This window comes from Streptomyces triculaminicus, assembly GCF_017349075.1.
Classification (GTDB): Bacteria; Actinomycetota; Actinomycetes; order Streptomycetales; family Streptomycetaceae; genus Streptomyces; species Streptomyces triculaminicus.
In genome coordinates this window covers 532,084-553,754 of sequence record NZ_JAFMOF010000002.1, presented here as the reverse complement: position 1 = coordinate 553,754, position 21,671 = coordinate 532,084, and the positions used below count along the sequence as shown (strand labels likewise).

The 21,671-nt window shown below is 65.9% G+C and carries 19 protein-coding genes and 3 pseudogenes; 5 read left to right on the top strand and 17 right to left on the bottom strand.

The features are described 5' to 3' along the window. The first annotated feature begins 151 nt into the window (after positions 1-151). Positions 152-1,438, top strand: coding sequence for a helix-turn-helix domain-containing protein (locus J1792_RS12565; protein ID WP_086573221.1), 1,287 nt, complete (start codon positions 152-154; stop codon positions 1,436-1,438). A gap of 10 nt (positions 1,439-1,448) precedes the next feature. Beyond that, positions 1,449-2,972, top strand: a complete 1,524-nt coding sequence (exaC, locus tag J1792_RS12560) for an acetaldehyde dehydrogenase ExaC (RefSeq protein WP_207247241.1) — start codon at positions 1,449-1,451, stop codon at positions 2,970-2,972. Positions 2,973-4,131: 1,159 nt separating this feature from the next. Here exaC and J1792_RS12555 read toward each other — a convergent pair. The 9 genes and pseudogenes from J1792_RS12555 to J1792_RS12515 form a co-directional block, all read right to left on the bottom strand. Beyond that, positions 4,132-5,631 (bottom strand): phytoene desaturase family protein, encoded by a 1,500-nt coding sequence (locus J1792_RS12555; protein WP_207247240.1) that lies wholly within the window; start codon positions 5,629-5,631, stop codon positions 4,132-4,134. A 98-nt stretch (positions 5,632-5,729) separates the two neighbouring features. Then, complete coding sequence (locus J1792_RS12550) at positions 5,730-7,070, bottom strand: serine hydrolase domain-containing protein (RefSeq protein ID WP_307843032.1); 1,341 nt, start codon at positions 7,068-7,070, stop codon at positions 5,730-5,732. Between the two features lie 185 nt (positions 7,071-7,255). Beyond that, positions 7,256-7,660, bottom strand: a complete 405-nt coding sequence (locus tag J1792_RS12545) for an HTTM domain-containing protein (RefSeq protein ID WP_242645890.1) — start codon at positions 7,658-7,660, stop codon at positions 7,256-7,258. Continuing rightward, positions 7,641-8,279, bottom strand: coding sequence for an HTTM domain-containing protein (locus J1792_RS12540; RefSeq protein WP_207247237.1), 639 nt, complete (start codon positions 8,277-8,279; stop codon positions 7,641-7,643). The genes J1792_RS12545 and J1792_RS12540 overlap by 20 nt, the downstream gene beginning before the upstream one ends. Further along, entirely contained in the window at positions 8,276-8,929 is a 654-nt protein-coding gene (locus J1792_RS12535) for a DUF5819 family protein (RefSeq protein WP_207247236.1), read from the bottom strand. The genes J1792_RS12540 and J1792_RS12535 overlap by 4 nt, the downstream gene beginning before the upstream one ends. 162 nt (positions 8,930-9,091) lie before the next feature. After that, positions 9,092-9,460: a hypothetical protein gene (locus J1792_RS12530; protein ID WP_207247235.1), complete on the bottom strand. Its 369-nt coding sequence runs from the start codon at positions 9,458-9,460 to the stop codon at positions 9,092-9,094. 294 nt (positions 9,461-9,754) lie between these two features. Further along, positions 9,755-10,211 (bottom strand): annotated as a pseudogene (locus J1792_RS12525) (Lrp/AsnC family transcriptional regulator). Continuing rightward, positions 10,195-11,165, bottom strand: a pseudogene (locus tag J1792_RS12520) (amino acid permease); the annotation flags it as partial. The pseudogenes J1792_RS12520 and J1792_RS12525, both read right to left, overlap by 17 nt. Further along, positions 11,163-11,824 (bottom strand): annotated as a pseudogene (locus J1792_RS12515) (IS5 family transposase); the annotation flags it as partial. The pseudogenes J1792_RS12515 and J1792_RS12520, both read right to left, overlap by 3 nt. 571 nt (positions 11,825-12,395) lie before the next feature. On the opposite strand from J1792_RS12515, the gene J1792_RS12510 reads away from it, so the two are divergent. Next, positions 12,396-12,800 carry an FKBP-type peptidyl-prolyl cis-trans isomerase gene (locus J1792_RS12510; protein ID WP_207247234.1) on the top strand — a complete coding sequence of 135 codons (405 nt, stop codon included), beginning with the start codon at positions 12,396-12,398 and terminating at the stop codon, positions 12,798-12,800. A gap of 563 nt (positions 12,801-13,363) precedes the next feature. Here J1792_RS12510 and J1792_RS12505 read toward each other — a convergent pair. From J1792_RS12505 to J1792_RS12490, 5 genes are all read right to left on the bottom strand, one after another. Further along, positions 13,364-14,221 (bottom strand): hypothetical protein, encoded by an 858-nt coding sequence (locus J1792_RS12505; RefSeq protein ID WP_207247233.1) that lies wholly within the window; start codon positions 14,219-14,221, stop codon positions 13,364-13,366. Next, positions 14,202-15,095, bottom strand: a complete 894-nt coding sequence (locus J1792_RS12500; RefSeq protein ID WP_207247232.1) for an aldo/keto reductase — start codon at positions 15,093-15,095, stop codon at positions 14,202-14,204. Before J1792_RS12500 ends, J1792_RS12505 begins: the two co-directional genes overlap by 20 nt. Next, the gene (locus tag J1792_RS12495) at positions 15,092-16,276 is read right to left on the bottom strand and encodes a JmjC domain-containing protein (RefSeq protein WP_207247231.1); all 1,185 of its coding nucleotides are present in this window, start codon (positions 16,274-16,276) and stop codon (positions 15,092-15,094) included. The genes J1792_RS12500 and J1792_RS12495 overlap by 4 nt, the downstream gene beginning before the upstream one ends. A gap of 19 nt (positions 16,277-16,295) precedes the next feature. Beyond that, a complete protein-coding gene (locus tag J1792_RS35040) occupies positions 16,296-16,427 on the bottom strand; it encodes a hypothetical protein (protein WP_278186254.1) in 132 nt (43 codons plus the stop codon). A gap of 223 nt (positions 16,428-16,650) precedes the next feature. Continuing rightward, entirely contained in the window at positions 16,651-16,878 is a 228-nt protein-coding gene (locus J1792_RS12490) for a hypothetical protein (RefSeq protein WP_207247230.1), read from the bottom strand. A gap of 180 nt (positions 16,879-17,058) precedes the next feature. On the opposite strand from J1792_RS12490, the gene J1792_RS12485 reads away from it, so the two are divergent. Continuing rightward, complete coding sequence (locus J1792_RS12485) at positions 17,059-18,366, top strand: helix-turn-helix domain-containing protein (RefSeq protein ID WP_207247229.1); 1,308 nt, start codon at positions 17,059-17,061, stop codon at positions 18,364-18,366. Beyond that, on the top strand, positions 18,363-19,184 hold the full coding sequence (locus tag J1792_RS12480) for a class I SAM-dependent methyltransferase (protein ID WP_207247228.1): 822 nt from the start codon (positions 18,363-18,365) through the stop codon (positions 19,182-19,184). Before J1792_RS12485 ends, J1792_RS12480 begins: the two co-directional genes overlap by 4 nt. A 516-nt stretch (positions 19,185-19,700) precedes the next feature. Here the strand turns inward: J1792_RS12480 and J1792_RS12475 are convergent. The 3 genes from J1792_RS12475 to J1792_RS12465 are packed head-to-tail and all read right to left on the bottom strand — an operon-like array spanning position 19,701 to position 21,543. Next, the gene (locus tag J1792_RS12475; protein ID WP_242645889.1) at positions 19,701-20,324 is read right to left on the bottom strand and encodes an HD domain-containing protein; all 624 of its coding nucleotides are present in this window, start codon (positions 20,322-20,324) and stop codon (positions 19,701-19,703) included. After that, positions 20,321-20,602, bottom strand: coding sequence for a hypothetical protein (locus J1792_RS12470; RefSeq protein ID WP_207247227.1), 282 nt, complete (start codon positions 20,600-20,602; stop codon positions 20,321-20,323). Before J1792_RS12470 ends, J1792_RS12475 begins: the two co-directional genes overlap by 4 nt. Then, the gene (locus J1792_RS12465; protein ID WP_307842969.1) at positions 20,599-21,543 is read right to left on the bottom strand and encodes a hypothetical protein; all 945 of its coding nucleotides are present in this window, start codon (positions 21,541-21,543) and stop codon (positions 20,599-20,601) included. The genes J1792_RS12470 and J1792_RS12465 overlap by 4 nt, the downstream gene beginning before the upstream one ends. Positions 21,544-21,671: the final 128 nt, after the last annotated feature.

Sequence of the window (21,671 nt, the reverse complement as noted above, 5' to 3'; positions counted from 1 at the left end):
GTTGCCGTTGCTGCAGGGGGCAGCGTCGCCGCTGTGACGTGTGCACCGCAAGCTTTCCCTGACGTGGTTGTACCCGCGACGACCCTCAACGGCACCGGAGTTGAGCGGTATCGTTCGGCGGGCGGCCGACTCCATGGGAGGGGAGGGCCACGTGGTCAACCCGTGGCTGGCGATGGCGTCCGGCGTCGATCCCGCCGAGCGCAGGGGCGCGGTCGGTTCCGCGCACGCGGCGTTCGTCTCCGGCGGGGAGCTCGGCGCGTTCGTCTCCGGCCGGGAGATCGACCCGGCGCTGCGTACGGTCGTCGCCGACTCCTGGCGCCGCTCGGCCGCGGCGCTGCCCGCGCCGGAGTTCGTGGCACCGCTCGAGCTGACCGACGCCGACCTGGAGGGCTACCGCCGCGCACACCCACTGGCCCGCGCGATGCCCCTCTTCCGCGAGCTCCTGGGCTCGATCGCCGACGACGGGGCCCACCTCCTCGCGGTCTGCGACGCCTCGGGCCGGATGCTGTGGGTGGAGGGCCACGCGGGCGTTCGCGGCCGCGCCGAGCAGATGAACTTCGTCCCCGGCGCCCGCTGGGACGAACGGCACGCCGGCACCAACGCGCCGGGCACGGCGCTGGCCCTGGACCACGCCGTGCAGATCTTCGCCACCGAGCACTACAACCGCCTGGCCCAGCCCTGGACCTGCGCCGCCGCCCCCGTCCACGACCCCGCCACGGGCCGGCTGCTGGGCGCGGTGGACATCACCGGCGGCGACCACCTGGCGGCCCCGCACAGTTTGGCCCTGGTCCAGGCCACCGCGCGCGCGGCCGAGGCCCACCTGGCGGCCGAGGCCCCCGTCCCCCGCAACGCGCTGTCGGCACTGGGCCGGGACGAGGCGCTGCTGACGACGGACGGACGGCGCGTACGGCTGGGCAGGCGGCACAGCGAAATCCTGGTCCTGCTGGCCGCGCACCCCGACGGCCTGACCGGCGAACGGCTGTCCGACGCGCTGTACGGGGACCGCCCGGTGCCCATGGTGACGCTGCGCGCGGAGATCTCGCGCCTGCGCCGGCTGGCCGGCGACCTGCTGGCCTCCCGTCCGTACCGGGTGACGGGACGGGTCGAGACGGACGCTGCGGACGTGGAGCGGCGGCTGGCGGAGGGCGACCTGCGGGCGGCGGTCCGGGCGTACGACGGCCCGCTGCTGCCGGCGTCGGAGGCGCCGGGCGTGTGCCGGCTGCGCCGGCTGCTGGAGGACCGGCTGCGGCGGGCGGTCCTGGGCAGCGGGGACGCGGCGGCGCTCCAGCTGTGGGCCGACAGCCCGTGGGGCGAGGACGACCTGGAGGTGTGGGAGCGGCTCCTGGCGGCGCTGCCGGAGAGCGCCCCGCACCGCGGCGCGGTGGCGGCGCGTGCGCGGGGCTTGCGGGCAACGTTCGCGCAACCCGCGCGGGTCTAGCGTCCGCGGCATGACCCGTTACGCCAGCCCGGGCTCCCCCGAGGCCATCGTCAGCTACCGGCCGCGCTACGACCACTGGATCGGCGGCGAGTACGTACCGCCCAAGCAGGGCCGGTACTTCGAGAACCCCACCCCGGTGACCGGCCTCCCCTTCACCGAGATCGCGCGCGGCACCGCCGAGGACGTCGAACGCGCCCTGGACGCCGCCCACGCCGCCGCCCCCGCCTGGGGCCGCACCTCCCCCGCCGAACGCGCCCTCGTCCTGCACCGCATCGCCGACCGCATGGAGCAGAACCTCGAGATCCTGGCGGTCGCCGAAACCTGGGAGAACGGCAAGCCGATCCGCGAGGCGCTCGCCGCGGACATCCCGCTCGCCATCGACCACTTCCGCTACTTCGCGGGCGCCATACGCGCCCAGGAAGGCGGCCTCTCCGAACTCGACGAGGACACGGTCGCGTACCACTTCCACGAGCCCCTGGGCGTCGTCGCGCAGATCATCCCCTGGAACTTCCCCATCCTGATGGCCGCCTGGAAGCTGGCCCCCGCCCTGGCCGCCGGCAACACCGCCGTCCTCAAGCCGGCCGAGCAGACCCCCGCCTCCATCCACATCTGGCTCGACCTCGTGGCGGACCTGCTCCCGCCGGGCGTGGTGAACGTCGTCAACGGCTTCGGCGTCGAGGCCGGCAAGCCGCTGGCCTCGAGCCCCCGGGTGGCCAAGATCTCGTTCACCGGCGAGACCACCACGGGCCGGCTGATCATGCAGTACGCCTCGGAGAACCTCAAGCCGGTCACCCTCGAACTGGGCGGCAAGAGCCCCAACATCTTCTTCGACGACGTCTCCGCCGCCGACGACGACTTCCTCGACAAGGCCCTCGAGGGCTTCACCATGTTCGCCCTCAACCAGGGCGAGGTCTGCACCTGCCCCTCCCGGGCCCTCGTCCAGCGCGGCCACTACGCCGCCTTCCTCGACGCCGCCGTCGCCCGCACCGAACTCATCCGCCCCGGCCACCCCCTGGACACCGACACGATGATCGGCGCCCAGGCCTCCAACGACCAGCTGGAAAAAATCCTCTCCTACCTCGACATCGCCCGCCAGGAAGGCGCCCGCCCCCTCACCGGCGGCGCCCGCGCCCACCTCGACGGCGAACTCGCCGGCGGCTACTACGTCCAGCCCACCATCTTCGAGGGCAACAACCGCATGCGGATCTTCCAGGAGGAGATCTTCGGCCCCGTCGTCGCCGTAACCTCCTTCACCGACCTCGACGACGCCGTCACCCTGGCCAACGACACCCTCTACGGCCTGGGCGCCGGCGTCTGGACCCGCAACGGCACCACCGCCTACCGAGCCGGCCGAGCCATCCAGGCAGGCCGAGTCTGGACCAACTGCTACCACGCCTACCCGGCCCACGCCGCCTTCGGCGGCTACAAACAGTCGGGCATCGGCAGGGAAACCCACAAGATGATGCTGAACCACTACCAGCAGACGAAGAACCTGCTGGTGAGCTACTCGGCGAAGCGGCTGGGGTTCTTCTAGGAGTACGGAAAAGGGCCTCCGACCTGTAGGGAAGCAGTCGGAGGCTCTTCGCCACGGCGGAAGGTGCCGATGAATCAGGATTGTTGATTCAGGGCTTATATGCCGATCTGTCTCACCCAGATCCCAGGGTTGACCAGCGACTGCGGGCCAGTCACGGGCCAAGCTGTCCACCAGAAACACTCGAACGGTGCTGCAGGTCGCCGAATCCACGGATGAGACAAGTCGCAGTCAGCTGCTCGACAAGCGTCGACTAGTGGCCGCATGAACACTTCCGGACATGGTTACCGAGCAACAGTTCCGGGCACGGTCAGATCGTTGGCGAGCGTATGCGGCGCAGAACCGGAAGGTCGGCGATGCCAGTGAGCGAGACCATGTCCGCCAAGGAGATGCTCGATCTCGCCCAATGGCACCTGAGCCGGTCTGATCAGCTTCGTCTCGGGCTGGTAACCCGCGCGAGCGCCTTACTGAGCGCGAACGCCCTTGTGATCGCTGGAATTGTCTTCACCTCCGGCTCCTCATCCTCACCTGGGGCGTTCGCCATAGGAGTAACAGCGCTTATCGCCCTGACAATAGGCGCATACTCGACTGTTCAGGCCATCGGCGTGCTCACGAGCCCCCGACGCCGTCGCTGTCCCGCCCCACGGGATCTGCGCTATCGATCGCCTTCAGCTACAGGGACACGACAGACGAAATCACTTCGCCAGAAGACTTCCAAGTCTGCTTCACTGCACAGAGAGTTGAAGAGGTCACGGATGCTGCAATTATCGAGCTCTGGCGCTGTATATGCGTCCATCAATTGAGAGCCGCCAAACTCCAGCGCGCCACGCGATACCTTCTCGCAAGCGCCTTGATCCTCATGGTCATGGCAGCCGAAAAAGTGCTGTTCACGACTATTTAACTGTGCCTCCAATAGCATGCCGGGAAGCTCAAAGCTAACGCTCACGCCACGCCTGCATGGCGGCCTCGATGCGCTGGTTAGCGCGCTCCTATGAATGCGCGAGTACCTTGACGTACACCCTGAACAGGACCTCGACGCTCTGGCTAGCGCGCCGCGCGCACTCCGCTGGATCGACGCCGGAGTGGAGCCAAAACGAGATACCTGCATGGCGCAGGTCGTAAGGGCGTTCCTGCGCGTGGGTGCGTATCACCGTATTCCTTTTCAGGGTGTTGGCTCGGTTTTGTCGCTAAATGACCTGGAAGCGGGGGAGCGCGGCGAGAGGGACGGAGGCGTGCGGATTCCGTACTCGCGGCGCAGCGCAGAGAGGGCGGCGAGGTAGCCGGACATGCCGTGCACGCTGGGACCGGGCGGTGTGGAAGCGGAGCACAGGTATACGCCAGGCAGGGGCGTGCGATATGGATCGATCTGAGGCATAGGCCGCAGGATGCTCTGGGTGAGTGTGAGGGCACCGGATCCGATGTCCCCGCCGACATAGTTCGGGTTGTACGACTCGTATGCGGAGGCGGTGATGCCGCGCTGGGCAATCACTGTGTCGGTGAAACCGGGGGCATAGCGCTCGATGCGGGCGCGCACGATCTCGAGCGGGTCGCGCGTGTCGCCGTTGGGTACGTGCGCGTACGCCCATACGGGGCGCTTGCCGGGTAGCCCTCGCCCGGGGTCGGTCGCCATGGAGTCGACCACCAGCACGAAGGGCTCGGTGGTGGCGACGCCTTTCGAGGTGAGGGTCTCCTGGAGGAACATCTCGCGTTGTGTGCCGCCGAGGTGGACTGTTCCTGCCTTGGCGACCTCGGGATCGCTCCAGGGGATCGGGTCAGAGACGAGGAAGTCGGCCTTGGCGGCAGCAGGCCCGTAGCGAAAGCGCGCGAGGCTGCGCGTATAGCGGCTGGGTAGCCTGTTGCCGGCGATCTGCACAAAGCCCTTCGGGCTGGTGTCGAGCAGCACGGTCTTTGCGTGGCCAAGTTGCTTCAGATCGGTGATGCGTCGCCCGGTGTGAATCTTGCCGCCATGTGCAGTGATGTCGTCGGCCAGTGTCTGGGCGATGCGGGCGCTGCCGCCCTGCGGTATGGGCCAGCCCGTGCCGTGCGCGAGGTGTCCCAGCAGCAGGGCGACCGCGCCGGAGGCGAGGCTGGGCAGCCTCCCGACGGCATGCGCGGCGACGCCCGTCAGCAACGAACGTGCCTGTTCTGTACGGAACAGCCTGGGCGCGAGCGGGCTGCCGTGGGCGAGGACCCAGGGCGCCAAGAGCAGAGGAGCCAGGAGGTCGCGGGGGATACTGCGCTGCCCGGAGAGGAACAGGTCGACAACACCGGCGCTGTGACGAATCAGTGGTTCCATCATGGCCCGCCACCGGGCTCCGTCTGGGCCCAGGTGCTCACAGGTGGCGTCCAGGTCGTGAAACGCGAGGGCGGCGCGGCGGCCGTCCAGGGGGTGGGCGTAGCTGATCTCGGGCTGCAGGAGTTCCACGCCGCGCGCGGAGAGGTCGAACTCGCGGAAGAACCGGGAAGCCGCAGCCATGGGGTGTACGGCTGCGCAGATATCGTGTACGACGTCTGTGTCGAAGAGAGACTCGGTGCGCAGACCGCCGCCGATGGACTCCTTGGCCTCGTAAAGATCGACGCGGAGTCCAGCGCGGGCCAGGGTTGCTGCGGCGGCCAGGCCGTTGGGACCGGTGCCTACCACCGCTACGTCTGTTTGGCTCATAGGGGCTCCTGAGGCGTTTTCGCTGCTCGGGTGACGTGTTGTGGTGACGGGAGTCGGGCGGTGCTGTGAGCAGCATGGGGGTATGGCCATTCGCTGTTTTAGAGAACAGCGACGGTGGCGAGCAGGAGGAGGGCCAGCAGAAGCATCGCGTACCGGCTCCCGAGCAACGTTGTCTTGAGTGGAGAAGGGGCATGCGGGTGGCTGGCTGTCGAGGTTTGTTTCGTGGCCGATTGGCATGCAGCGAGTGCGAGTAGACCGCACCCGAGAGCCCACGATGTCGGCGGGACGGTGAGCCAGTCTCCGAGACGGCGCACCAGCACGAGGAGCGTCGTTCCGAAGGCAAGACTCAGCATGAGGTATGTCCGGTAGAGAGCCGTGGGGCGCCTGAGGAGCATGACGTAGAGGGCGGGAAGGGCGGCGCCGGCGATGCACAGCAGGGTGACGGCCGTGCGGGGCGAGCGTGGCTGCGGGCCGTCTGGAGTGAGTCCCAGGAGCCGTTGGCCGATCGCCACTACCGGCTGGTCCGTGTTCGACAGAACCACCACGCCCTGTTTGCTGTTCCGGTCGAAGCCCATGTAGGAGGTGAAGCCGCCGGTAGCGCCGTCGTGCCAGGTGATGTCCCGGCCTTCTATGGAGGTGGTGTACCAGCCCAGGCCGATCTGCCGGGCGTGACCGGCGTCGAACCGCGGCGTGGCCGCGTCTGCACCCGGGCCGACGCCGAGTGCCACGGACCTCAGCAGGAGAGCCATATCCTTGCTGGTGGTCCAGATGTCGCCGGCTGGTGAGTAGCCCGAGGCGATCCAGTGCTGCATGGTGGCCCCTGCAGCCTTCTGCCCCGTCGCACTTCTGGCTGGAATATCAGCCTCGCGTTGCACAATTCTGGTGCTGTTCATCTGCAATGGCGTAAGCACATTATTTTTCAGCAGTTCGACATAGGGCTTTCCCACGACACGGGCAGCGGTATGGCCTGCGAGAGCCATACCAAGGTTAGAGTACTGGAATCTTCCGACACTGCTGACAGCAGCATTCTCTGCCGCAGCAAAGACGTGCTTCTCCGTTAATCCTCGGTACGGATCATTGCCAAATATTCGTGAGCTCGTGTCGCGAAGGAACATGTCGATATTCGACGGCATCTGGTCCAGCCCCGACCGGTGGCTGGCCAGGTCTCTGAGGGTGACCGCCTTCAGCGCTGGGTCATCGAATTGCATGCTGGGCAAGAGCCTCTCCAGCGGAGAGTCAAGCGGTAGACCGTCGTGCTCTGAAAGCTCGGCGAGCAGCATCCCTGTCATGGGTTTCCCGAGCGAGCCTGCCTCAAATACGGTGGACTCGTCGACATCCGGTCGTTCTGGATTACCTGAGTCCCCCAGGCCTGCAAGACGGATTTGATCACGGTCGAGGAACGCGACCGAAAGCCCGCGGTAACCCGGAGAAGCCCCCACAGCCGTACGAACGCGCTCCGCGAGCTGACGATCCCCTGTAGTCCTGCCACTGAGGTGAGCCGGACGCGGTGCGAGGAATGCGACTGCCGTCAAGGTGATTGAGGCCGACACGCCCAGTGAGGCAAAAATACGGAGCCACCATTGCTTTTTCCACGATCGGGTCGGCCGCACACTAGTCACCTTTCTTAGGAAGATTTAACGGGTTCAGCCAGAACTGTTGCCGCTAGGTCTTTGCGGCTCCCCAAAGCCTTACGGACCCTGTCGGCGAGCCGCTTGTAGTGACCGTCTCCCATGATGACCAGCTCCAGGGCGATCATGGTGGCAGAAAAAGTCACGAGACCGGACATGAAAAGTCCGATGCCCAGATGCAAGAGGATCCCTCCGGCGACAGCAAAGGGGCGCAGTGAACGTTTCAGGAGGAGGAATGAGAATGCAATTTGGAAGAACACTGTCGCATACGTGGCCGCAACGACAAGCGTGGCGTGTTCATAGATAAAGCGATTTACCCCAGGCCACCCGAACTCACCGACACGAAGGATGTAGTAAATCGCTGTGCCGTTCTGCCAGCGCTCACCTTGAACTTTGTACATACCCGAAACTAGGTAGACGGTGCACACTTGAAGAATTACAGCAAGGAGGCCGACATGGTGCAGGAGAGAGAATCCTCTTCCGCATCGATATACCTTCGGAACTCACCTCCTTCCGCCTTTTTATGCGGGCATCGAGAGACAGGCATGCGCTTGAGTCAATAAATATGAAGAAGACTAGGACTATGGCAGTAACATTGTCTCCACCATCCAGAATCAGCGGGTTCCTCTGCTGCAATGACCACAGAAAGACGTAGTGAAGCGCCGTTGTTATGCGCGTCTTCCAGCCCAGCGTAAACAGCAGGGCGACGATGACGCCAACGTGGAATACGAGCTCGAACCAGGCGTCAGTTTTTGCGACAGAATAAAGAGAGAAGGCTTCATTCTCGGGCGCCGTGAAATTTCGCCAGGGCCACACGCCTTCCGGACCCCAGAGAAAACTGCGATCAAAGTAATCCCGCAGATAAAAGTAGAGACCCACACCGCCGAGCACAACCCGCGCGAGTGCAGCGCCGATAAGCCCATACCGCCTACCGCTGAAATATTCCAGCCAGGAGTAGATCCTTATTTTGGCGTCAAGGATCAGGGCCCCGGCCCCCGTGCCGCTAATGCTGCTGTTCACCGCTTGACCTTAACCGGCTTCATCCAAGCCAGATCGTAGTAGGAGATCTTTCCCTTTGTTTCCCGCGCGTACCGCTGGGAAAATCGCGGATACTCGTTTCGAACAATCCTTACCTGCACATATTCGATGCCTTTTCCCCACCGCTTCTCAGCTTCCGTGCCGACGAATCCCTGAGTGAATCGAATCGCCTCGTCCCGGGCTTTCTCCTCAGCCTGGGAAAGCGGAGGATCGCTATCCTTTCGCTCCTGTATCTTGGAGCCTGTGCCGTCGGCGCCGTCCTCCTCCTTTTTGCTCCGCAGCTTCTCAAGCTCCGGATCTTGCCAGGACTCCAACTGATGGACCACGCCACTGGGTACGCGTGTGGCCCTCGAAGGCCACAACCTTTCCGCGTACAGCTTCTTGAGATTCGGTGAAGTGACATCGGACCATTTGGTCACCACAACCGATCCGTCCGGGCTCTTCTTCTTCGCCCTGATGAGCACTCCGGAGTCCGTGTCGACAGGATTCGGGGCGAAGAGATGCCAGTCCTGACTAAAGTGCGGGGACATATAGGAGTTGATTTCCTCACCATACTTCTCTTTGATCGGATTAAAGGGGGTGTTGTAAAGAGCCGTCATCGAGAAATGAAAAGCCAGGGCCAGGACCATCATGGCCCCGGCTGCAACAAAGGCCGATCGCTTGGCTCTGCTCCACTGTACGATCGATGCTCTTTGGGAATCCGAACTATCCACTGCTACTTGCCTTCCGGGGTAACGCCTGTGCGGCGGGCCAGATCGAGGCGCCCGCCGCACAGAAATGTTCATGTACTGCTGTCAGTCGAAGGCGCGGGACAAACCATTTCCGCTGGTCTCCTGATGAGCAGCAGCACCGCCCCGTCGGAAGTTCACGTTGTCTCCTGCCTTGCGCGCGGGTGCGCCCCAGTCAACCTGCTTCGCACCTTCCCAAGCCGCGTTACCGATGAAAGCGCCAGCAGCCTTTGCAGCGAAAGACCCCCATCCAGCCGGCGCCGCCTCGCCGTCAACAACCTTTTCCGGTTCGGCCGAGACCTCTCGGAAAGCAATTGCGGTGGTCTCGTCCTGAGAGGCAGATGCTACGGGATCGGCAGAAGCCGCCGTAGCAGCAAAGATCGTGGCGCCAACAGCAACAGCGGCGCCCGTAATAATGAGCTTAGTTCTGATCAACTTTCATCCTTAAGCAACGGCACGTACATGCCGACCAAGAAATATCCGCCACTGATTGCGCGGGCGGCGATTGAAACCTTACAGCCCGAGATGATCTTGAAGCTGTGACGTGAAGCACACTACGAGCACAAAAGACGATATGGCTGAAACGTGCACCGCTGGCGCGAAATCCACCCTTGCGGCGACTGGGCTGCAAAAAATAGTGGCCGGGTTTCCCGGCCACCACGAGAGGTTGTTTCTCATTCAATAAAAGAGGTGAGCTGAGCGGAGTACACCTCACTGCGAAGCGGTCTATCAGCGGATTGAGTTCCGACGCGTTCTGCAGATCAGAAGGGATAGGGCAAGCGACGATTTTGTGCGCTCAACGAAAGGCTCGGCCGCTATGAGCTTCAGCACTTGATAAAAATGCCTCGCGTCTGAAGCAGAGACCTGTACCAGGGCATCCACCTCACCCGTGATAGTCGAAGCAGAACTATCTCAGGGTAGTGCGATAAGGCGCACTGAATCATTCCCATTGCCGTGTTGCGGCAGCAGTAAAGCTCGATGATTCCCTCGGTCCGCCAGTCAAGCAAGACCGGGTCGAAACAGATAGTGAAGCCCAGGATCGCGCCCTCCTCGCACAGCTTGTCGCACGGCGCTTGATGGCTGGCGCTGAACGGCCTACCTCCGCGCCGATATCGGCGTACGACCGGCGGGCGTCCGCAGACGGGGCACACACTATGGCCTCATCGATCTCATTCGCCCTGGGCATGGCTGGCCGACCCCATCTCTGCCATAGCCAATCGGGAGCGCTGCCTGCCATAGCCGAAGTAGATGGCCAGACCGACGGCCGCCCAGATCCCGAAAACCTGCCATGTCACGGCACCCAGATCACCCATCCTCCGCACACAGAGGATGAACCCAACGGCAGGGTCGAACGGAAACAGGGGAGCCCGGAAGGCGCGCGGAATTTCCGGACGCCTGCGTCGGAGAACGATTTCCGCGACGTTGACAAGCGCGAAGGCAAACAGAGTGCCAATGCTCGTCGCATCCGCAAGCTGCTTCAGGGGCACGGCCGCCGCCAGGACACCGCAGAACACAGACACGATCACCGTATTCGCCCGCAGAGCACCCGTACGGGGACAGACTTTGGAGAACACAGCCGGCACCAGGCCGTCCCTCGACATCGCGAACAGGATCCTCGTCTGTCCGTACAACACCGTCAGGACCACGCTCGCGATCGCCACCACAGCGCCCGCCGCCAGCAGCACAGCCCAGGAGCTCTGTCCGGTGACGTCCTTCATGATGCTGGCGAGTGCAGCCGCCGAACCCTCGAAGCCCTGCCACGGCATGGCACCCACCGCCGCCGCAACGAGGCAGTACAGGATAGTGACGATGCCAAGCGAGAGCATGATGGCCCGCGGCATGTCACGCTTCGCGTCTCGCGCTTCCTCCCCCGCTGTCGACGCAGCGTCGAATCCGACGTAGGAGAAGAACAAGGTCGGCCAGCAGCGCTGACACCAGCCACGCCCAGCGGTATGAAGGGCGAGAAGTTGCCCGCGCGGACACCCATCAGAGCCACCGTGCAGAAGAGCACGAGCGTCGCAATCTTCACGACAACCATGACCGTGTTGGCCCTGGCGCTCTCCTTCACTCCGCCCAGCAGGAAAACCATGGCAAGCAGCACGACGAGCAGCGCGCGGATGTTGAAGTAGCCGCCGTCGCCGAGACGCTCCGAGTTCTCGACTCCCCGGCGGGCGATGCGGGGCGTGATGCCCCGGGATCGGAGCCATCGCCGCAGGTGGGGGTAGTCGTAGCCCTTGTCACCGTGCAGTTTCGCGGGTCGGCGTCGCCGGGGTCCGCGGCGGGAGCGGATGGGCAGTATGCCGCGTACGAGGGGCTCGAAGCCCTGGCTGTCGTGGGTGTTGGCCGCGGAGATGCCGATCGAGAGTGGCAGGCCGTTGCGGTCGACGATGAGGTGAATCTTGGACCCTTTCTTGCCCCGGTCGGTCGGATTCGGTCCCGTCAGCCGCCCCCTTTGAGGGCCCGGACGCTGACCGAGTCGATCGCGCACCGCGACCAGTCCAGCTCGCCCCGGGCACCCAGCTCATCGAGGACCAGACGGTGGAGCTTGGCCCAGACCCGGGCCTGCGACCACTCGGTGAACCGCCGGAAGGCGGTGACTCCAGAGGGCCCGAACCCGGGCGGAAGCTGCTGCCATGAGCATCCTGACGTGGCAACGAACACGATCGCGGCCAGCACTTCACGGTCGCCGTGCCGCCGCCGGCCCCCGCCCTGCGGGCGTACCGGCGCAGGCGGCACGACCCGCTGGAACAACTCCCACAACCCGTCCGGCACCAACCTCTCAACAAGCTTCGTCGTCACCCCACCACGATCCCGCAAGATCACACCAAACGAAATGGCTTGCAAGCGAGCAACGAAGCTGCCAAACGGCGGAGTTGAGAGCCGAGCTTCCTCCCACAGCCCAGCAAGGCGTAAGCATGCCGCTTAGCCTATTTGAGATGCTTCAACCCAGTTTGCCCATCCGCCTGATCAAGGCTTCCGGACCAGTCACGGACCAATGTCAGCCTTGCGCAACCAACGCGGTCTCGAGGCACGCGCCGTCGCCATGCCTGGACGGTCATTGTTGGGCTGATCCACGACGCGGTCGACATAAGGTGCTCAGCCATGACGCCGGACTGTCGACCGAGCGAATCAAGACATCTCGCAGTGCGCCGGCAGCCGTCTGCGCCTTGTTTCGGTTCGGGCGATTGCTGCGTGACCCGTGCGCGCGAGGTCGCGTTCATCGGCTATGCGAAAGTCATCATGTGTGGCCGCTGGATTCGGTGTGCACCGGGAATCGGCATTCTCGGTAGCGTGACCATCTGCTGCATGGGGTGCCCACGTGTCCGGCTGGTCCGTGCCGGGGCTTTCGACGGAGAGTGATGAGGCTGCAATGAGTGAACCGACGAAGCCCGAGGTCGAGGTTCCGGAGGGTGACGCTCCCACCGAGCTGACCATCCGGGACCTGGTCGTCGGGGACGGGGCCGAGGTGAAGCCGGGCATGGTGGTCAGGGTCCACTATGTCGGGGTGACCTTCGAGTCCGGGAAGGAGTTCGATGCCTCCTGGGACCGGGGCCAGCCGTTCAAGTTCGCCCTGGGCAGTGGCAGGGTCATCAAGGGCTGGGACCGGGGGGTGAGGGGGATGAAGGTCGGCGGTCGGCGCGAGATCATCGTTCCCCCGCGTCTCGGCTACGGCAAACAGTCGCCCTCGCCGTTGATCCCGCCGGGCTCGACCCTGGTCTTCGTGGTCGACCTGCTTGACTCGTATTCCAGCACAGCCGGGTGGAGCAACGCCTAGTGACCCTGGCCGCTCCCCCTTCGACGCGCCGCGCCGTCTCCCGGGGTTGGCGGACGGCGGGTGTGCAGAGCGGGCGCGGTCATGGTACGGCCGTAATGGCGCGACCGATCGGCAGCCGGCCGAGCGGGATCCCCTCGGTCAGTCGCGTGTCGACCTTCCCACAGGGCGCGCCCATCCACCCGATCACCGCTGTCGCCGAGCACCGCACGCACCAAGATCCGGAGCATTTCCGGACCAGCCCCGCCAGAAGGCCGCACCAACTACCGCTTCCCCCGGTCGGCATGGGTGCCACTGCTGTACCACCAGGAGACGAATAACTTGTTGGTGAGCTACTCAGCGAAGAAGCTGGGGTTCTTCTAGGGGAGTTGGGAGGGCCTCCGACCTGCGGCGGAGCGGGTCTGAGGCCCCTTGATGCAGACCAGAAACATCGCCTCGACGCTCCGGTCGAAACGACGGACGCGCCCAGTTGGCCGATGCCGAAGTAGGGCTAAAAGGGAAGCCCCCATGGCGCTGGCCACAGGGGGCGCTTCGCCAGGCGTCCGGGGCCTGGGCGGGAGGGGAGATCAGGCGGTTGCCTTGGCTGGAGCCGAGGCCGGAGGGCGGACGCCGGTCAATTCCTCCGCGCGCTGTCGCAGGATCGGGGCCAGCTCGACGTACCAGCCGCGACCGACGGCCTGGAGCATTTCTGCGAGGGCGATCTGTTCGCCGATCCGGCCGGCCGGGGTGTCGAGGATATGGGCGAACTCGACACGGATGCGGTCGGCTACGGCGGGGACGCGGAGGCTGTTCACGTAGAGCATGGCCGGGTCGTAGCCTACGGGGACGGCGCCCCAGCGTTCCCAGTCCAGGATGACGAGGGGGTCGTGGGTGAGGTTGGCCCACTGGAGATCGGCGTGGCCGGTGATGCGTTCGGTGATGGCCGGCGCGGGGATGCCCAGGAACTCGGGGAAGACCCGGTCTGCCCAGGACTGACGGATGGTCTCGCGGGGCGGTTCGGCGGTGCTCAGGGCGTCCAGGCTCTCCCGCAGGGTCGTCCACCAGGAGTCCGGCAGCCCTGGGTCCTCGGTGAGGTCGGGCGTCTCCGGAGAGATGACCGGCTGGGCGATGTAGTCGATCAGCTCCGCCTCGAAGACGTACTCCCCTCCGTCCCAGCGGTGAAGGTCGTGGAGGTGCGGGCGGGAGACCTTGTCGGACACCCGTTCCTCGGCGAGCGCAATGCCCTCGTTCCGTTGGGCAGGGGTCTTGGACGCCTCGCCGCAGTGGACGCGGAGCCAGTGGCCGCCCTCGGTGCGGCTGCCGATGGTACGGCCCAGCCAGCCCCACGCCGGTGTCCCGGTCGTCGTGGTGGACAGCCTTCCAGCGGCGTGCGCCAAGGCGTCCTCCATGCGTGCCCTGGTGGTCTCATCCTTGGGCGAGTACATCGGTGACCTTCCTGAGCTGGCCCGGGTCGAGCGGGGAGGCGATGGCGTCCTTCGCGGCGTCCCAGTGCTGTCCAGTGCTTGCGGATAGCAGTACCACGTCCAGGCTCGGGCAGGAGGCCGCAGCGAGGAGGCAGGCGGCGGCCGGCGAGGCCCCAGGGCGCATGAATCCGGCGAGTTCGGGCGTGGTGAGGGCCGGGAGTTCGCCGCCGTGCAGGGGCGAGGAGCCAAAGGTGATCAGGCCCGCGGCACGGGCCTGGACCAGGGGGCCCCGACCGTCGAGAGCGAGGGCGATCGGCCGGGCCATGACGAGGCTGACTGGTTGCTGGACGGCTCGCAGGTGATGTTCACCCGATCCGGCGGCTTCCTTCGCCAGGCCCAGAAGTTCGGGGACGGTGAAGGCACCGTGCTGGAATCCCGACCAGGTGGCCACGCCGTATCCGCCGATCCTGCCTGCGGTGGCGAACTCCTCCAGGACGGCGAACAAGGCACGCAGCCGCTCGTGGAGTGCGGCGCGGTCGAGGTGGGAGTGCTCGGGGTTGTGGACGAACACGAGGTCGGCGCGGCCGAGTGCGGCAAGGGAGCGGTCCGTCTGCCAGCGGGTGAAGGCAGGACCGAGGGTGTGGCCGGCGGTTACCTGCTGCGGGGTGAGGAGTCCGGCCTGTACTGCGGCCTCGCCCTCAGCCTTGCTGAAGAACCCCGTCTTCGTTGCGACCATGGCGCGCGGGTGATGGGAGATGACGGGTCCGAGCAGCTGGTGGGCGTCCTTGTAGTTGGGGGCGGTGTCGATCCACACCAATCCGTCGGCGCACGCGGTGCGCGCCGCCTGCTCGACAGCGCGCACCCGGTACGTCCCCAGTCCGAGGGCAGCGGTCACCTGGAGCCCCCGACGACGGCGACGGCTTGCCCCATGACCAGGGCGGTGACGACTTCGGCCGTCTGCCCGACGCTGAGGCCGGATTCGACGGCCAGTACCTCGAGCGTGATCGGCTTCCCGTCGGCCAGGAGGCGGAGCGCCGGGGCGACGGGTAGGGCGAAGGTCCATTCGTTCCCGGCGCCGGAGAACGTCACCGCGTCGTCGTCCTGGTCGATGCGAGCGCGGGGAGCGGTGAGCTGGACGGTGATCCCCGGCTGGGGCGGAACGGCGGTGAGGTAGGGCAGGGACAAGCGCGGAAGACCCGGGTGGGTGGTGTCCAGCGACCTGTCCCAGCGTTCGAGAACCCTCGGGTCCTCCAGGGCGGCCAGCACCTCCTTCCGTACGGCGGCCAGGTAGTCCCTCCGCTCCTCAGGTGTGCCGAAGCGGGGCACGTCGGCGCGGACGGTCGTGCTGGCCCGAAGGTCGTCACACAGCCAGCCGAGGAACTCGGCGCCGGTCTGTGCGGCGAGTCCGAAGGTGAGGTGGAGCGAGGCGGTACCCTGGTCGGCGCTCACGGCGTGCCACCAGCCGCGCGGCAGGTAGAGCATGTCGCCGGGCGTCAGGACGATGTCCGTGATCGGCTCGCCCGTCGGCGCCTCGGGCACTTCGACGTCGCGCCAGGCAGGGGCCTGGCGGGTGGGGCCGTAGATCTTCCACCGCTTGGAGCCTTCGAGCTGGAGGACCACCACGTCGTGGTCGTCCCAGTGGGTGCCGAAGCCTTCCTCAGCGGTCCATGAGGCGTACGCGTTGACCTGGACGGGAGTGCGGAAGAACCGTTCGAGGCCGGCGGCGGCTTCCCGGACGGGCGGGTGGATCTGGTCGATCGCGTCGATGACGAGGGACGCGCCTTCGGCGAGCCGGGCGTGGAACTCGGCGGGCTGGGGCTGGTACCAGGACACCCCACGACGGTTCGTGCGGAGGATCGAGTACGCCGCGGCAGGGACGGCTCCCCCGTCGCGGGAGAGCCGCATCCGAGGCGGTTCGAGCCGGTGAGCGGCCACGATCTCGTTGAGGTCGTCCCAGGTCAGCGGCGCGGAGAAGGTGATGCCGTTGGAACGGATCACTTTGTGGGCGCGGAAGCACATCTGGGCGAGGAACGTGTCCCCGCCCAGACGCTCCGCCCACGATGCGGATTCGATCACCGTGGGTCTCCTCGGTCGATCAGGTGTCGTTCATGTCCGACTTGCCGCCGGTGTTGTCCGAGGCTTCCTCGGCACGCGAGCGGGCCGCGGTGATGCGGCGGACACCGATCAGCAGACCGCTGTTCTGCTCGGTGGGAGCGTTCTCGTTCATCACGTACTCCTTCCTGACCTTGCTGGGTCCCACCGGGGTTCCGGCCGGGGGTCTTGCGGGTGGTGCAACCGCCCCGGGACGTACTCGGGAAATGCGGGGTGGAGATCAGTGGGTCAGCGGCTGGGGTTGCCGGCGAGGGCCAAGGCGACCACCAAGACGCTGACAGCAGCGACGTGGAGAAGAACGGCGAGCTGTTGGCGCCGGCCCAACGGGGCGCGCTCGTTCAGCCGCGCTCCAGACTGGAGGGGTCCTCGACCACCCACTCCACCCCACCGCCCTCGGGCCGGGCGAAGACCGCGTTCTGGATGACCACGCGGGTCTTCGGGTCCTCGAACTCTCCGATGAACTGCACGACGCCGGTCCGGCGTTTGAGCGGGTCGTGAATGAGGGTGCCTTCGCTGACCCAGCCGGGAATGGTCTGACGCTGACGATTACGGCTCTGAGGAGACACGGCACCTCTCCTTGGTCTGGGTCGGGCACTGCACTGCTGGGCCGCCCCTCCGAGCGGCTGTGACCAGTCAACGCCGCTGGCCAGACCCCGAACAGGGCATTCCGCTAGGCAGGTTGTAGGCACTCAGAAGGCAGAACCCGGCTACGCTTTCGGCGCCCAACTCGACCAGTGGACGGCGGGATGATGGCGAACGAGGCTCTTCGCAAGCACAGACGCGCTCGTCGGTGGACTCAGGAGCAGGCCGCGGAACGCGTGTGCGCCCAGGTCCAGGCCGTCACCGGACGCGATCCGGAGCTCGATGCAAACTGGATCTCCCGCCTTGAGCGTGGAGCCATCACCTGGCCTTCCGGCGACTACAGGGCAGCCCTGTGCGCGGTGTTTCAGGTAGCCAGCGAGGTGGAACTGGGCCTCTACCCGAAGGGGTCCGCCGCACAAGGAGGAAAGCCCACCCCAAAGGCTCCGACAGACGATGTCCGATCCCTGGCCGCCGATACGGAGCTGTCTGCCCGGCTGGCCCGGTACGCAGCGGAGACCAACGTCAACTCCCTCGTACTGGAGCAGTTCGACGCTGACGTTGAGCGACTCGCTCGGGACTATGTCAGCCGGCCTCTGCCTCTCCTGGTCCCGGAGATCCGCACCGTTCGGGCGGAGGTGTTCCGATTGCTGGAGGGCCGCCAGCATCCCGGCCAGACTCGTCATCTGTACGTGGTCGCAGGCTGGCTGTGCGGTCTTGCGGCGCATGTGTCGCTCGACCTCGGTGACCGCTCCGCCGCTTCCACCCATGTCCGGACCGTGGTGCAGTGCGCGGAGGTCGTTGGGCACTTGGAGCTACGGGCCTGGGCGCGGTCGTTCCAGTCACTGGCCGCCTACTGGGCGGGGGACTACCGGCGGGCAGCAGAGCTTGCGCAGGCCGGGCATGACGAAGACCGAGGCCCCGGCACAGGAACGATCAAGGCCCGGCTGCTGAGCTTGGAGGCACGTGCCCGCGCAGCCGATGGAGACAACCGCGGCGCGCTGCGAACCCTCGCTCTGGCCCATGAGGCACGGAGCACTGCGGGACCCGACGAGCTGTCCGGGGTCTTCTCGTTTCCCGAGGCCAAGCAGTGGGCCTACACCGGTACCACCCTGCTGGCCGTTGGGGGAAACGAGCAGATCCAGCAGGCCATCACCGCTTCCAACCACGCCGTAGAGCTGTACCAGGCCGGTCCGGAAGAAGACCGATCCCCTGGCGATCTACAGGCCGCGCATCTGGACCTGGCCACGGCCTACCTCGCGAGCGGCGAGGTCGAAGGAGCCGGCGTGAAGCTCTCGCAGGTTTTCGCTGCCGAGGCATACACGGCAAGCATCACCATCAGGCTGCGCAATCTGGCCGCGCTCCTCGGCAGCGAGCCGTACCGTGACGCACAGTCGGCAGTCGACCTCCGCGCACACATCCACGAGGTGACCCGCCGGCCCGATCTCGCCAGCAACCCCACGGAGCCACGATGACCGCCCAGCCCACGCCTGATCATTTGGTCACCGACCGCAGCCTCCTCTCCACCAAGGCGTATGGCACGGGTCAGCACCTGGCCGCTCGCCAGTCTCTCTATCAGTGGCAGACCCCGCGCCACGATCTTCCGGGCATCGTCGTGAACGAACTGACCGACATACGCGGCGCGGTCGCGGATGTGGGCTGCGGCAACGGGAAGTTCGTCGCCCGGGTGCGGGAGGACCGTCCCGACCTGACCGTGCTCCCCATGGACGTCTCTCACGGCATTCTCGGCACCATCCCCGGAGCCGTCGTCGCGGACGTGCAACAGCTGCCCATCGCAGATGGAGCCCTCGGCGCGGTCCTTGCGCTGCACATGCTGTACCACGTCGAGGACCAGGACCAGGCCGTGTGGGAGCTGGGTCGCGTCCTGGCGCCCGACGGCATCGCGATCGTCTCCACCAACAGCCAGACCGACAAGCGGGAACTGGAGCACCTCTGGCGCCAGGCCGCAGGCGATGTGCTGGGCATTCCGGAGGGGCCGGCCCGAGTGCAATTGTCCGCCCGATTCACCCTGGAGGACGCCCCGGCGATCCTCGGCGCGGTCTTCGCCGACATCCGTACGATCCCCCTTCCGGGGGTGATCGAGGTGACTGATGCTGAACCGGTCGTCGCCCACTTGGCCTCGTACGAAGCCTGGGCGGACAAGATGGGCGTTCCGTTTCGGAAGACGATCGAGCGCGCGCGAGAGCGGGTCAATGAAGTCATTCAGGCAGAGGGCGGGTTTCGTGTCACCTGCCTGGGCGGCATACTCGTCTGCCGGAGGCCCTGCCTGTAGGACTTCTGCAAGCAAATCGGGTCGTGTCTACAGACGCGTGCGACCTACCGTTGTCGGCCCGTCCCGAGCTGAGCTCGGGACGGTTACCGCAGTTCACAACCCGACTACTCGCAACTCCCGTTGCATGGCGACTGAAACATTGCTCAATGCGCTGGATGATTCGTGATTCGGACCATGTGCGGGCCAGCATCGACGGTGTGCCTCTATCAGTAACCCCTCCGCAGGTCAGACAGGTGACAAGTCAGCACCCCGAGTAGACGAAGAACCTGCTGGTGAGCTACTCGGCGAAGAAGCTGGGGGTTCTTCTAGGGGTGATGGGTAGGGCCTCCGACCTGCGGCGGAGCAGGTCGGAGGCAGGCCGGTGAACTCGGTGTCGGTGAAGTCGCCGGCACACGAGAAGCACAGCCGCCGCTGCGCCGGGTCGGACGCCGCGGTGACGACCCTCATGGCCAGTGCCCGGGCGGAGCAGCGTGCATGGCTGCGGGCCCGCCAGTGGCATCCGCGCCGACGGCGGGGTCAGGCCGTCGCCGCGGGCGCCCCGTCCTCCAGGTGGCGGTAGAACTCCCGCCACTCCTCGAAGGCCGCCTCGAACCACGGGACCCCCGCGGTGAGGGGTACCAGGTGGCGGCACGTCTCGCGGTAGTAGGAACGCCGCTTCTCGGGCCGCGGGTGCGTGTCGAGCCGCTGCACGTTGCTGAACCGGTCCGCCAGCTTGAGCAGCAGGACCTCCGGCGGGGCGGAACGCAGGCTCAGAAGGTAGCGGTCACGCACCTCCGCAGGATCCTCGTGGGCCTCGGGGTGCGGCTTCGTCACCCAGCCCACCAGTTCCTCGACCCGGGGGCCGAACCGCTCACTGACCTCCCCGGCCGTGCGGTCGGTGTCCTCCACGACGTCGTGGAGTATGGCCGCGACCAGCAGGTCCTCGTCGCGGAAACCCGCGCCCGAGACGAGGATCTCCACCACCTCCAGGAGGTGCTCCACGTACGGCTCACCGGCGGGCCTCTTCTGATCCCCATGGGCCTCTTCGGCGAACGCGACGGCCTCCCCGAGGCGCTGCGCCGAAACCTCTGGAGCGAGCACCGCCAACTGCCGGCGGGCGGTGTCCCAGTCGTGCCACGCGCCGAACACCCGATGGGTCAAGACGACTCCTGATCCGCAGCTTCCAGCTGCCTCTTGTATTCCGCCCACCGAGGCAGGGTCGAGGGCAGCTCGTCGGCCTTCGCCCTGCGGGTCTCGAACTCTCCGACGATGCGTCGGCGCTGGATCTCGGTGAGAGCTTCGTTCCTGATCGACTTCATTTCCGCAGGAGACTCGCACTCCCTCTCGTCGATGACGAAAGCCGCGAGCATGAATCCGTCCGCAGTCCTTCTGCGGAACGTCGAGATCATGACGAACTTCGGGCCTGCCTCATCTGTCACGGGTACCTCCTGCGAGTTTCTTCCTGATCCAACGCCGCTGCTTCTGCCTGCATTTTACGCATCACATCGCGTTCCTTCGAAGTCGTTTCGATATGCGGCTTGTACACGGTGTTGTGCTCAAGGTCAGCGGCCACGGAAGCCCGCTTGGTCGTGAGCTGAAGTTCGTACGTGTACGGCTTTCCGCCGACCTCGATGGCTGCGACCATGGGAATGACGCGGTAGCTCGGATTGCCGCTCTTGGGCTCGGCGTACATGTTCTCGACCTCCAGCAGGCGCCCGCCCTCGCCGGTACCGAAGTACTCCTTGGCCTTTTCGAGAACGGCTTCGAGCCGGGCGGTATTATCGACGGTAATTCTTGCACCCACGGCATCGATGACGTCCCCGATCTCGTAATCCGGGCGGGCTTTTCGGCCCTCGCTCCCCTCTGTCATTCGTTTCACTTTGTCGACCAGGCCGTCTGCGGATTTCGTACGGATGCTCAATTCGGCGTCGTCGGCGTCGCCAGCCTCCTCAAGGAGACTCGTCACGTCTTCGTAGACGGCTGGCTCCACCTCGTTCTGCAGCCTCATGCCGTAGTCGTCCAGGGCGGCGCGGTCGCTGTCCTCGATGGCGGCTCCAAGGGCTCGCACCGGGTCGTCCACCTTGGTCTGCTCGACGTAAGCGTTCTTGCGGAACGTCCCGTCGGGAGCGTGGTTCACCTCATGCTCCACGGGCTCGAACAGGGGGCCGCGCCCGGGGTTCTCGGACCTGTACTCCTCCAAGGAGCGTCCCTCCAGGGTCTCCCCCACGGCGAGCTCCTGAATGATCTCCAGGGTCCGTTCGCCCCCGGCCTCAGGGTCCTTCAGGTTCTCGATCACGTTCAGCCTGTTCGCATCGTCCGCACCGAGCTTGGTGATCACCGAAGCCACCTCGGGATGCCGCTCGCCGAGGGCCTCCGCCACGTCGGCCAGCGGGTTCTCCGACTGATCCCCCGACTTCGGATCGCCGGCCTCGCCGTCCTCCTCCGACGATGCGTCAGGCTCGTTCGCATCCTCTGCCTCGCCGTCGTCCTTCTGGGCACCGGAATGAT